The sequence below is a fragment of the Kitasatospora sp. NPDC048365 genome (assembly GCF_043200835.1).
GTDB classification, from domain to species: Bacteria; Actinomycetota; Actinomycetes; order Streptomycetales; family Streptomycetaceae; genus Kitasatospora; species Kitasatospora terrestris.
Map to the genome: position 1 here is coordinate 175,595 of NZ_JBICYJ010000008.1, position 10,873 is coordinate 186,467.

Genomic DNA, 10,873 nt, shown 5'->3' on the forward strand with positions numbered 1-10,873 from the left:
CGGAGGCTACTGGGGCAGGGCGTCGAAGACCCGGCCGAGCAGGGCGTGCAGCTGCGCCCGTTCGGCCGGGTCGAGCGGGGCGAGCAGCGCGTCCTGCACCTGCCGGGCCTCGCCGTCCAGTTCGGCGAGCGCGGCGCGGCCGGCGGGGGTGATCGTGACGGAGACCCGCCGGCGGTCGGCCGGGTCGCGGCTGCGCTCGACCTGCCCGGCCGTGGCCAGCTGGTCGACCGCCTTGGCCAGGTCGCTCGGGTCGATGCGCAGCCGGGCGGCCAGGTCGCGCTGGGCGTGCGGGCCGAAGTCGGCGAGTGCGGCGAGCACCGCCATGTGCCACAGCCGCAGGCCGCGCTCGGCGAGGCGTTCACCGAGGGCGGTACGGGCGGCCTTGCCGACCCGCGAGAGCAGGTAGGTGCTGAGGGCGGTGAGGCTGGGCGGGACGGCGTCCGGATCGTTCATGCCCACGATTCTAGGGTCTGCACCTATAGTGGGTGTCGACCCACTAATTCTCGCCCTTCCGGAGCGCTCGCCATGGACGCCCTGCACCCCCGCCTGCTCACCACCCGCTTCGCCGACGCCTTCGCGTTCTACGCCGCCGTCCTGCCCGAGCTGACCGGCGCCACCCTGGTCCGCGGCAGCGCCGTCGGGCCGTACGCCCACTGGGACGTCGACGGGCAGGGCCTGCTCTCGCTCTTCGACCGCGCCGCCCTCGCCTCCGCCGTCGGCACCGACGCGCTCCCCGCCACCGCGGACGCCCAGGACGCGCTGATGTTCGTCTGCCACGTCCCCGACGTCGACGCCGGCCACGCCCTGTGCCTCCGGTACGGCGCCACCCCGGTCACCGCACCGGCCGACCGCCCCGAGTGGGGTCCGGGCCTGCGCACCGCCCACCTCCGCGACCCGGAGGGCACCCTGCTGGAGCTCCAGTCCTACTGACGGGCGCCCGGGGTGGCCCGGCCCGCCACCGGTCTCCCCTGTTGCTGCCCGGCCCACAGGCGTACCGTGGCCACACGAACGGGTTTCGCAGCCGGAGGCCGCGATGGCAGACCCGAGGGCCTTCCTCACCACCCCCCGCCGCGCCCGAACGCGGCGGCCGCCGCAGGAGCGCGTCCAGGACTGGGCGGAGGTCGACGGCGGCCGCCCGCCGCTCCCCCTGGTCCGCGAGCAGGCGTCCCGCTGCATGGACTGCGGCCTGCCCTTCTGCCACAACGCCTGCCCGCTGGGCAACCTCGTCCCGGACTGGAACGCCCTCGCCGCCGGCGACGACTGGCGGGCCGCCGCCACCCACCTGCTGGCCACCGACAACTTCCCGGAGTTCACCGGGCGGCTCTGCCCCGCCCCCTGCGAGAGCGCCTGCGTGCTGGCGATCGACTCCGAGGCGGTCACCATCCGCAACATCGAGCTGGCGCTCGCCGACCACGCCTGGGAGATCGGCGTGGACCGCCCCCGCCCGCCCGAGCGGCAGACCGGCCGCCGGGTCGCCGTGGTCGGCTCCGGCCCCGCCGGGCTGGCGGCCGCCCAGCAGCTCACCCGGGCCGGGCACACCACCACCGTGTACGAGCGCGCCGACCGGCTCGGCGGGCTGCTGCGCTACGGCATCCCGCCGTTCCGCCTGGAGAAGCACCGGCTGGACCGGCGGCTCGACCAACTCCGCGCCGAGGGCACCCGGTTCCGCACCGGCGTCGACGTGGGACGCGACCTGCCCGCCGACCGGCTGCGCTCCGACCACGACGCCGTGCTGCTCGCCGTCGGCGCCACCGCACCGCGCGAACTCCCCTCCCCCGGGCACGACCTGCCCGGCGTCCGGCACGCCATGGACTACCTCACCCAGGCCAACCGGGCCGACCAGGGCGACTTCCCCCGGCCGCCGCTCACCGCCGAGGGCCGGCACGTGGTGATCGTCGGCGGCGGCGACACCGCCGCCGACTGCCTGGGCACCGCACTGCGCCAACACGCCACGTCCGTCACCCAGTTGGACATCAACCCGCGACCGCCCGACCACCGCGCCGCCGAACAGCCCTGGCCCGTCCACCCGAAGGTCTACCGGCGCACCGCCTCGCACGAGGAGGCCGGCGAGGAGCCACGGGTCTTCGCCGCCACCACCGTCGGCTTCGACCCGGGCCCGGACGGCCGGCTGGCCTCCGTCCGCTTCGCCCACGCCACCCCGGGCGACCGCCGGCCCGAGGCCGGCACCGAACGCACCCTCCCCGCCCAACTCGCCCTGCTCGCCCTCGGCTTCACCGGCCCCGAGCCCGACAGCCCGCTCGCCGGCCAGCTCGGCCTCGCCTTCGGCCCGCACGGCACCCTGGCCCGCGACGCCCACTTCGCCACCGCCACCGCCGGCGTCTTCGTCGCGGGCGACGCGGGCCGCGGCCAGTCCCTGATCGTCTGGGCCATCGCCGAGGGCCGCGCCGCGGCCGCCGCCGTCGACCACTACCTGCGCGGCACCACCGACCTCCCCACCCCCATCACCCCGGCCGACCACCCCCTGATCCCGTGACACCCACGGCGCCACCGGGTCGGGCACCCCGGCGGTCCGCCGGCGCCGCGAGCAGCGGCCCGACATGCACGGTGGCGACGCCGGACCCGCACTCACCGCGGGCCCGCCGCCACGACCCGGGTGGCCGTTCCCGGTGACGGGCCCGGCCACACTAGGGTGCGTTGCCGTGGACGCTGCTGATCTCGACCGCCGGGCCCGGACCCTGTCCGGGTGCATTCCGCCGCCGCTGGTGGCCCGTCTCCTCGAACGGGGGCACGAACGGGAGGTAGAGCTCCAGGCCGGGCGCGGGGAGTGGTTCTGCGCGCTGGCGTGGGCGCGACTGCTGGGCGAGCGCGGCCGACGCGAGCAGGCGGACGAGGTCCTGGCGCCGTACGTCGCGACGGGCTGGTGGACCGCCGCCCGGGCCCGGGCGGAGCTGCTGGAGGGCTGGGGGCGGGCGCCGGAGGCGATCGAGCTGACCCGCCCGTATGCGGAGGCCGGGGACCGGACGGCCCTGGACTACTTCGCCCGCCTGCTGGCCCGTCACGGCCGCGGCTCCGAGGCGTTCGCCCTGCTGCGGCACGGCATCGAGGACTGGTTCCTCGCCGAGTGCCTGGTGGAGGTCGCCGAGGCTGCGGGCCTGGACGAGGAGGCCGCAGCCCTGCTGGAGGCCCGGATCGCTGCCGCGACCCCGGCCTGCGACGACCCCGCCTGCGACCGGACCCGCATCGAGCCGGACAACGCGGTCAACCTGCTCGCCGCCCTCCGGGAGCGCCAGGGGCGGGTCGAGGACGCGATCGCGCTGCTGCGCACCGGCGACGCCCTGTGCGTCAACGCCCGCGACCCGCTGGCCGACCTGCTGGCCCGACACGGCCGGATCGGGGAACTGCGCGTGTACGCGGCCTCGGAGCCCCTCGGGTACGCCGCACAGCGGCTCGCCGAGGAGCTGGAGGCACGAGGCGACGTGGAAGGCGCGGTCGCCGCGTACCGGAAGCCGGGCGGCCCGGCCGTCGGGGGCAATCACGCGGTCCTGCTGGCGGAACTGCTGGCCCGTCACGGGCGGGGCGGCGAGGCGATCGAGGAGCTGCGCACGTTCGCGGACGCGCCGGGCGGCGCGGAGGACTGGATCGTCCACACGCTGTGCGCCCTGTACGCCGACGACGGCCGGGCCGGCGACGGCCTCGCCTACCTCGACGCCCTCAAGGCGCGCCGGGGCGGGCGGGAGGACTGGGAGTTCTTCGCGATGCGGCTTCCGCTCCTGGCCGCCTGCGGCCGACTCGACGAGGCGGTCGAGCTGGTGCGCGCGCACCCCGAGGGCAGCTCCTGGTACGCGGCGTGGCACCTGCCCGACCTGCTCGCCGCGGCCGGCCGTACGGCAGAGGCCGTCGCCGTCCTCGAACAGCACCCGGACTCGCACACTGGCCGGCTGGCCGAGCACCTCATCGACCTCGGCCGCGTCGAGGACGCGGTCCGTGTCCTCCAGCAGCCGAGGGCCGAACCGGTCCTTCCCGTCCCGGACGGCCCGTACTCCGCCGAGCCACCGTTCTGACGCCGTGTGCGACGGCCGGTCACCTCCGGCGCGGGACCAGGCCCTCGCGTTCCCAGACCCTGCGGGCGGCGGCGATCCGCTGCCGCTTGGTGGCGCACCAGCGCTCGCGGGCGAGCGTCTCGCCGGGCGGCTCCTCCACGCGGTAGCAGAGCGGGCAGACGTGCCCGCCCTGCAGTCCCTCCGAGACGGGCGTGCCGCAGGTCGGGCAGTGCCGGGAGTGGTGGACGTTGCCGCGCATGCCCTCCACGCTAACCGGGATCGCACCGGGCCCCGCCCGCTCACCGATTCCGGCCGCGCGGCCCGGTGCGATCTGCGAAAATCCGAGGCCCTACGACAGCGTCCCCGCGGGCGGCGCCTGCCGCACGGCCCGGTTGGCCGTCGTGAGGACGGCCAACGCCAGCAGCCATGCCGCGCAGAGCCAGACCAGGGGCTCGGCGCCGAGTACGGCGATCAGCGCGCCGCCTGCGAGAGTGCCGACCGACAGGGCCCCGGTGGTGAGCGTGGAGACGGCGCTCGTCGCGCGCCCCCGCAACTCGTCCGGGGTGATCGCGAGTTGGTGCGTGGTCATGGCCACCGTGTACACCGGGGCCACCAGTGATTCGGCGGCCGCGACGGCGGCCAGCAGGAGCGGGGTGGGGGCCAGCGCGTACAGCGGGAACATCAGCGCCTCCACCCACAGCATGGCCACGGCGATCCGCCCGAGCGGGAACCGGCGCGTGACCCGGTCCGACACCAGCGCGCCCGCCATCGCGCCGACGGCCGCGCCGCTGAAGACGACGCCGATCCACAGGGGCGAGGCGTCCAGCTGCCGGGCGAGGGTGATGATCAGCAGGTACCCCGCGCCGTAGCGCACCTTGTCGGCGGCCGACACCAGCGTGAGGAAGCGGATGACGGGTTGGCGCCAGAGCCAGCCGAGCCCCTGGCGGATCTCGGCGGTGAGCCGGACGTCCGTGCGGTCCGCCTTCCGGTCCGCCTGGAACCGGGAGCGCATCAGCCCCAGGGACGCCGCGGACATCGCGAAGGAGACCGCGTTCACGGCGAACGGGACAGTCCGTCCGAGCGCGTAGAGCACCCCGGCGAGGGAGGCCCCGACGACGGCCACCGCTCCGGCGGCGGACTGCGAGAGGCCGAGCGCGGCGGAGACGTGCCGCGGACCGACCACGCTGGGCAGGGCCGCGGTGTTCGCCACGTGGAAGAGGGTCGTCAGGATCCCGGCCAGCACGGCTGTGCCGTACAGCTGGGGCATGGTGAGCCTGTCGCACCACAGGGCGACGGCGACCGCGGCGGCGAGCACGGCCCGGCCGAGCTCGCACCAGATCATGGTGGTCTTCCGGTCCCACCGGTCGGCGAGGGCTCCGGCGACCAGGCCGAACGCCAGGAAAGAGACGGTTCCGAGGCCGAGCACCAAGCCGGCCTGGGTCACCGATCCCGTCAGGGCCAGCACGACCAGGGGCAGGGCCGTGAAGTGCGCCTGGTCGCCGACGGCGGAGACCAGTTGGCCACTTAGCAGCAGCGAGAAGTCCCGGTTCCGGAACAGGCCGGAACCGCGCAGGGCATGCATTGACGTTACGCTCCGTAACAGCTCAAGGACACAAGGGTGGCGTCGAAGCTGGTGTCCGAGCTAGGAGACACGGGGCGCGGCGGGCATGCGCGGACCGTATCCGGGGCTGCGACCCGGCGGCAATCGAATTGATCGGGGCCGCACGGCCGCCCCGTGCGGGTAGCGTGACTCGGCATGATCGAGTCCGAGATCGAGATCACCGAGAACCTCGTCCGGGAGCTGCTCCGGGAGCAGCATCCGGACCTGGCCGACCTGCCCGTCCGCGAGGTGGCGGGCGGCTGGGGCAATCAGATGTGGCGCCTGGGACCGAAGTTGGCGGTCCGGATGCAGCGGATGGACAGCGGCCCCGAGCTGCAGTTGAAGGAGCGCCGCTGGCTGCCGGAGCTGGCCGCGCGCCTGCCGCTCCCGGTGCCCGTCCCGGTCCGGGACGGAGTGCCGTCGGAGCGCTTCCCCAAGATCTGGACCGTCATGAGCTGGGTCGAGGGCACGCCGCTGGACCACGGCGGGATCACCCGCGGCGACCACGCGGCCGACACCCTGGCGGACTTCCTCGGGGCGCTGCACGTGCCGGCGCCCGCCGACGCGCCCACCGCCACGGACTTCAGCCTCCACCCCAGGGACTGCACGGGCGGGTTCGAGCACTTCTTCCGCGACGCCGCCCCGGCCGACCTCGCCGAGGAGATCCGCGCGGTCTGGGACGAGGCGGTGGACACCCCGGAGTGGGCGGGCCCTGCGGTGTGGGTCCACGGCGACCTGCACCCCGCGAACGTCGTCGTCGCGGACGGCACCCTGGCGGGTGTGGTCGACTTCGGCGCGCTCTTCGCCGGCGACCCGGCGTGGGACCTCGCGGCCGCCTGGCTGCTGCTCCCGGCGGGCGGCGCCGCACGCTTCTTCGACCGCTACGTACGGGTGGACGAGGCGACCGTGCGGCGGGCGCGCGGGCTGGCCGCGATGAAGTGCCTGTTCCTGATGGCGATGGGCCTGAGCGGGGACCGGGGTCTGCCCGGTGGCAAGCCGGAGTGGGGGCCCGTGGGCCGGTCCGCGCTCGACCGCGTCCTGCACGGTCTCTGACGCCGGCACGGACCTCCCGGCGGCCGCCGGTGGAACCGGGAGACCTTCGGCGGTAGTCCACTCGTTGCCTGTGGTCGCGGCTCGCTAGGGTATCCGGAGCGTTCGGCGGGCAGGTGACCGCGGGCAGGCGACCGGGATTCGGGGGAGGGCGAGTGGACAACGCTGGGTTGTTGCACCAGCTGCGGATGATGCACGCGCAGGTGGGGGATCCGAATCTGCTGGTGGCGGAGCTCCGGGCGGCGCTGCTCTACCTGCCGCACGACGGTCGGGGCCAGGTGTGGTCCGGCGACCAGGGCGGGATCCGCTGGATCTACGCGTTCACCGGCGAGGAGGAGATGGCGGCCTTCGCCGAGCAGCGCGGCTTCCAGGAGGCCGAGTTGCCGTACCTGACGGTCCGCGGGTCGCGGCTGCTGGAGGTCGGTACGGCCGCGGCGGGGATGCCCGCCGGGGTGGCGCTGGACGCCGCCGGACGGACGCCGATGCTCTTCCCGCCGGTGCGCGGGATCGTGCCGGACGAGGCCGCGGTCGACGCGGGGAGGAACTGATGGCCGGCTACCAGGTGGATCCGCAGGCACTGAAGTCGACCGCGGACGGCATCAACCACTCGATCGAGGAGCTGAAGTCGATCGGGATCGTGGAGAACGCGGAGATCGGCCGCGGTTTCGACAACCTGAGCATGACGGGGATGCAGATCGGCTTCGCCGACCTGCAGCAGGTGTTCGACGAGTTCTGCGAGCGGTGGGCGTGGGGCGTCCGCGCGATGGTGCAGGACGGCAACCAGATCGCCGAGCGCCTGCACCTGTCCGCGGGCCTCTACCACGACCAGGAGCAGTACATCTCGGGCGTCGCCAAGGACGTGTACAGCGCGGCGATGGGCAACCCGAACCTGACCCAGGAGCAGGTCGAGGGCCGCTCCTGGGAGGAGACCCTCAAGGACAACCCGATCAGTCAGGTCGCCAACGCCGACTACTCCGCGCAGTCCTTCGAGGCGGCGGCGAACCACTCGGCCGCGGCGTGGAAGAACACCGAGGCCGACCTGCTGGACAGCCGGATAGCGCTCGGCCAGCCCAACCTCGCGTACGACCCGGCCGCCGCGGCCCGGGCCCGGGAAGAGGCCAAGGCGCTCAACGAGCGGGCGCAGCAGCTCAGCGGTGAGAGCCACTGATGGGCCTCCTCGACAGCATCGGCGAAGGCATCTCGGACGCCTGGGACTCGGGCAAGAAGGCGGTCGGCGGCTTCGTCGACGCCAACGCGCACATCCTCGGCGACGGCCTGGACATGATCGGCCTCGACGACGCCGCGCACGCGGTGGACAAGTGGGGCGACGAGTTCGCCGACTCGATGGGCGCCCAGGTCGGCGAGCTCGGGCTCGGCCAGACCGACGACCCCACCGAGCTGGTGCACGGCGACGTCAAGACGATCGGTGAGAACGTCGGCCACCTGAAGAAGTTCGGGACCGCCTTCGAGGAGACCGGTTCCGGCCTGACCCGGCTGGACCACGAGCACTGGCAGGGCGAGGCCGCGGACGCCTTCCGCAGCAAGTTCGCCCCGCAGCCGGGCATGTGGCTCGCCGCCGCGGACGCCTGCGCGGGCGCCGGCCGGGCCCTGGAAACGTACGCGCAGACCGTCACCTGGGCGCAGGACCAGGCGAAGCAGGCGATCGAGGCGTACAACGCGGCGAAGAAGGCCTCCGAGGACGCCCGCAACGCCTACCAGCGCGAGGTCGACTGGTACAACCAGGAGGCGAAGGCCTGGAACGACTACGCCCGCAGCGGCAACGACCCGGGCCCGCCGCCGCCGATGCCGAAGGAGTTCCGCGACCCGGGGGTGGAGGGCGCGAAGCAGGCCGCTGAGATCCTGCGCAGCGCCCGCAAGCAGCGCGACGAGGCGGGCCGGACGGCGGCGCAGGCGATCCGGGCGATCACCGGGCACGCCCCGGCCAAGCCGAGCTTCACCCAGCGGCTCGAAGCGGGCATCCAGGACGCCGGCGACTTCGTGGCGGTCGGCTACCTCCACCTCGAGGGCGGCATCGTCAAGGGTGCGGCAGACCTGGTGAAGTTCGCCCGCGGGCTGAACCCGATGGACCCGTACAACCTGACCCACCCGGCGCAGTACATGGACCACGTCAGCACGACGCTGGCGGGCCTGGTGACGACCGCCAACCACCCGGTCGAGCTGGGCAAGGCCCTGGTCGGCTCGGGGTGGGGATCGGACCCGTTCGAGGCGGGCGGCAAGTTCATCTTCAACGTGGGCTCCGGCATGCTCACCGGCGGCGGCAGCGAGGCCGCCGTGGTCGCCGAGCGGATGGGCATCGGCGCCGCCGAGCGCACCGCGGTGAGCGCCGCCGAACGCACCGCGATCAACGCGGGCGAGCACGCGGCGATCAACGCCGGGGAGAGCGCCGCGATCAACGCCGGCGAGCACGCCGCGATCAACGCGGGCGAGCAGGCGGCCGTCAACGCGGGCGAGCACGCCGCGGTCAACGCCGGCGAGCAGGCCGCCGTCCAGGGCGTCGAGCACGCCGGGGAGAACGCCGTCGTGGGCGCGCACCCCGGCGTCTCCCCCACCAACCCGGCGGGCCTGCCCGAGGGTTGGACCGTCAAGAGCCCGTGGGAGGGGGGCGCCGACCAGACCGCCGGCGTCGCCCACCCGGTACCGGAGCCGACCCCGCACGCCACACCCGCGCCGACGGAGCCGACCGGCTTCCACCCCGCGGAGCACGGCAGCGGCGACGCCGCGTCGTACGTGCACGGCGACGACGTGGCCCCCGCTGGCCAGCCCCACGGCCACGCGCCGGAGCCGACAGGCCACACGCCCGAGCCGGCGGGCCACACCCCGGAGACGCAGCCCGCCCACGTGCCCGAGGAGCCGACCACCGGCCACCACGCGCCGGAGGAGCACCAGCCGGGCCACACCCCCGAGGAGCACCAGCCCGGTCACGGCGCCGACGAGCCCGCCGGCCAGTCCGAGCACGGCAGCTCGGAGCACGGCACGTCCGAGCACGGCACGTCCGAGCACGGCAGCTCGGAGCACGGCACGTCCGACGGACAGAGCGGTCACAGCGGCGACTCCGACGCCGGTCACGGCAAGCACATGTCGGACGACGACTGGACCGCGCTGTCCAAGGACCAGCAGATGCAGGTCGCGGAGGACGAGATCTCGGGCGGCGCCCGGAAGTTCGCCGACAACGACGAAGCCATGCGGTACGGCGCCGACCACTGGAACAGCAAGCTCGACGAGATCGCCCCCGAGGACCGGTCGGCGGTCCGCGACTACACGTACGAGAACGCCGCGGACAACGGCGGCAAGCCCTGCTACAAGGAGATCAACGGCGCGCTGCGCTCCGACGGCCCGGTCCCCGACGACATCGCGCAGCACGTCGACGCGATGGACCGGGCATTGAAGTCGAACCCGATCCCGGAGGACGTGATGGTCACCCGCGGCACCGACCTCGGGCACATCAAGATGGACCCCGCCGACATGGCCGGCCAGGTCTTCGACGAGAAGTCCTACACCTCCGCCTCGCTGGGCGGGCCCGCCGGGGCGTTCGCCGGCAAGGACGCCGTCCTCCACCTGCGGGTGCCCGCGGGGACGCCGGCGCTGTGGGTGGAGAAGGTCAGCGCCTTCGGTGTCGGTGAGCGGGAGATCCTGCTGGGGCGCGGCCTCCAATGGCGGGCGACCAGGGTGGTTCAGGAGGGCGGCCAGTGGCATGTCTATGGTGAGGTGCTGTGATGAGTGACGAGGACGAGCGCGAGCGCGCGTACAGCTGGGGCAATGAGCGGCTCAACGAGGACATGCAGTTCAGCGTGGTGCCGGGTGGCCCCGCCCGGTACGTCCACACCACGGACAAGGCCGTCGAGTACGTCACGGTGTCCCGTGAGGACGGGGTGCTCGGCTACGTGTGGGCGTGCGACGCCGACGACGCGGCGGGGTGGCAGGTGCGCCCGGCGGGTGGCGACGACGCGTACAACGCCGGTGTCGCCTGGACGATGAAGCTGCGGGATCCCAAGGCGCGGGGTCTCACCCCGTCGCAGGCGCTGGCCGAGCTGGCGGCGAGCCCCGGCAACCCGCAGATCGGCCGGGTCGTGCCGGGTTCGCGGGCCCTGGCGAGCGGCCTCGCCGAGCTGCGGGAGCTCGCGGGTGCGAACCAGGCGCCCAAGCCGGAGACTCCGCGCGTGCGCCGCGGGTCCTGACCCCCGCACCACCGCTCCCGGATGCC

11 protein-coding genes are annotated in these 10,873 nt (G+C 74.4%); 8 read left to right on the forward strand and 3 right to left on the reverse strand.

All coding sequences use genetic code 11. From position 1 onward, the window contains the following. Positions 1-6: 6 nt before the first annotated feature. A complete protein-coding gene (locus ACGFX4_RS10925) occupies positions 7-453 on the reverse strand; it encodes a MarR family winged helix-turn-helix transcriptional regulator (protein WP_393071837.1) in 447 nt (148 codons plus the stop codon). Positions 454-525: 72 nt separating this feature from the next. On the opposite strand from ACGFX4_RS10925, the gene ACGFX4_RS10930 reads away from it, so the two are divergent. The 3 genes from ACGFX4_RS10930 (at position 526) to ACGFX4_RS10940 (ending at position 4,022) form a co-directional block, all read left to right on the forward strand. Next, the gene (locus ACGFX4_RS10930) at positions 526-930 is read left to right on the forward strand and encodes a VOC family protein (protein WP_393071839.1); all 405 of its coding nucleotides are present in this window, start codon (positions 526-528) and stop codon (positions 928-930) included. 103 nt (positions 931-1,033) lie between these two features. Continuing rightward, entirely contained in the window at positions 1,034-2,494 is a 1,461-nt protein-coding gene (locus ACGFX4_RS10935) for a glutamate synthase subunit beta (RefSeq protein WP_393071841.1), read from the forward strand. Positions 2,495-2,660: 166 nt separating this feature from the next. Then, positions 2,661-4,022, forward strand: a complete 1,362-nt coding sequence (locus ACGFX4_RS10940; protein WP_393071843.1) for a hypothetical protein — start codon at positions 2,661-2,663, stop codon at positions 4,020-4,022. A gap of 19 nt (positions 4,023-4,041) precedes the next feature. Here the strand turns inward: ACGFX4_RS10940 and ACGFX4_RS10945 are convergent, their stop codons facing one another. Then, complete coding sequence (locus tag ACGFX4_RS10945; protein WP_345701068.1) at positions 4,042-4,260, reverse strand: hypothetical protein; 219 nt, start codon at positions 4,258-4,260, stop codon at positions 4,042-4,044. 90 nt (positions 4,261-4,350) lie between these two features. Further along, positions 4,351-5,583 carry an MFS transporter gene (locus tag ACGFX4_RS10950; RefSeq protein WP_393071846.1) on the reverse strand — a complete coding sequence of 411 codons (1,233 nt, stop codon included), beginning with the start codon at positions 5,581-5,583 and terminating at the stop codon, positions 4,351-4,353. Positions 5,584-5,757: 174 nt separating this feature from the next. On the opposite strand from ACGFX4_RS10950, the gene ACGFX4_RS10955 reads away from it, so the two are divergent. From ACGFX4_RS10955 to ACGFX4_RS10975, 5 genes are all read left to right on the forward strand, one after another. Then, positions 5,758-6,654 carry an aminoglycoside phosphotransferase family protein gene (locus ACGFX4_RS10955; RefSeq protein WP_393071848.1) on the forward strand — a complete coding sequence of 299 codons (897 nt, stop codon included), beginning with the start codon at positions 5,758-5,760 and terminating at the stop codon, positions 6,652-6,654. 152 nt (positions 6,655-6,806) lie between these two features. Beyond that, on the forward strand, positions 6,807-7,199 hold the full coding sequence (locus ACGFX4_RS10960; RefSeq protein WP_393071850.1) for an SseB family protein: 393 nt from the start codon (positions 6,807-6,809) through the stop codon (positions 7,197-7,199). Continuing rightward, a complete protein-coding gene (locus ACGFX4_RS10965) occupies positions 7,199-7,819 on the forward strand; it encodes a hypothetical protein (RefSeq protein WP_393071852.1) in 621 nt (206 codons plus the stop codon). The genes ACGFX4_RS10960 and ACGFX4_RS10965 overlap by 1 nt, the downstream gene beginning before the upstream one ends. Next, positions 7,819-10,386 carry a putative T7SS-secreted protein gene (locus tag ACGFX4_RS10970; RefSeq protein WP_393071854.1) on the forward strand — a complete coding sequence of 856 codons (2,568 nt, stop codon included), beginning with the start codon at positions 7,819-7,821 and terminating at the stop codon, positions 10,384-10,386. The genes ACGFX4_RS10965 and ACGFX4_RS10970 overlap by 1 nt, the downstream gene beginning before the upstream one ends. After that, on the forward strand, positions 10,386-10,847 hold the full coding sequence (locus tag ACGFX4_RS10975; RefSeq protein WP_393071856.1) for a hypothetical protein: 462 nt from the start codon (positions 10,386-10,388) through the stop codon (positions 10,845-10,847). The genes ACGFX4_RS10970 and ACGFX4_RS10975 overlap by 1 nt, the downstream gene beginning before the upstream one ends. Positions 10,848-10,873: the final 26 nt, after the last annotated feature.

What these genes read in the sequence shown, in the direction of transcription:
- ACGFX4_RS10935 (WP_393071841.1), top strand. Translation starts at nt 1,034, where the DNA reads ATGGCAGACCCGAGGGCCTTCCTCACCACCCCCCGCCGCGCCCGAACG.
- ACGFX4_RS10925 (WP_393071837.1), bottom strand. Translation starts at nt 453, where the DNA reads ATGAACGATCCGGACGCCGTCCCGCCCAGCCTCACCGCCCTCAGCACC.
- ACGFX4_RS10975 (WP_393071856.1), top strand. Translation starts at nt 10,386, where the DNA reads ATGAGTGACGAGGACGAGCGCGAGCGCGCGTACAGCTGGGGCAATGAG.
- ACGFX4_RS10955 (WP_393071848.1), top strand. Translation starts at nt 5,758, where the DNA reads ATGATCGAGTCCGAGATCGAGATCACCGAGAACCTCGTCCGGGAGCTG.
- ACGFX4_RS10945 (WP_345701068.1), bottom strand. Translation starts at nt 4,260, where the DNA reads ATGCGCGGCAACGTCCACCACTCCCGGCACTGCCCGACCTGCGGCACG.
- ACGFX4_RS10965 (WP_393071852.1), top strand. Translation starts at nt 7,199, where the DNA reads ATGGCCGGCTACCAGGTGGATCCGCAGGCACTGAAGTCGACCGCGGAC.
- ACGFX4_RS10930 (WP_393071839.1), top strand. Translation starts at nt 526, where the DNA reads ATGGACGCCCTGCACCCCCGCCTGCTCACCACCCGCTTCGCCGACGCC.
- ACGFX4_RS10970 (WP_393071854.1), top strand. Translation starts at nt 7,819, where the DNA reads ATGGGCCTCCTCGACAGCATCGGCGAAGGCATCTCGGACGCCTGGGAC.
- ACGFX4_RS10950 (WP_393071846.1), bottom strand. Translation starts at nt 5,583, where the DNA reads ATGCATGCCCTGCGCGGTTCCGGCCTGTTCCGGAACCGGGACTTCTCG.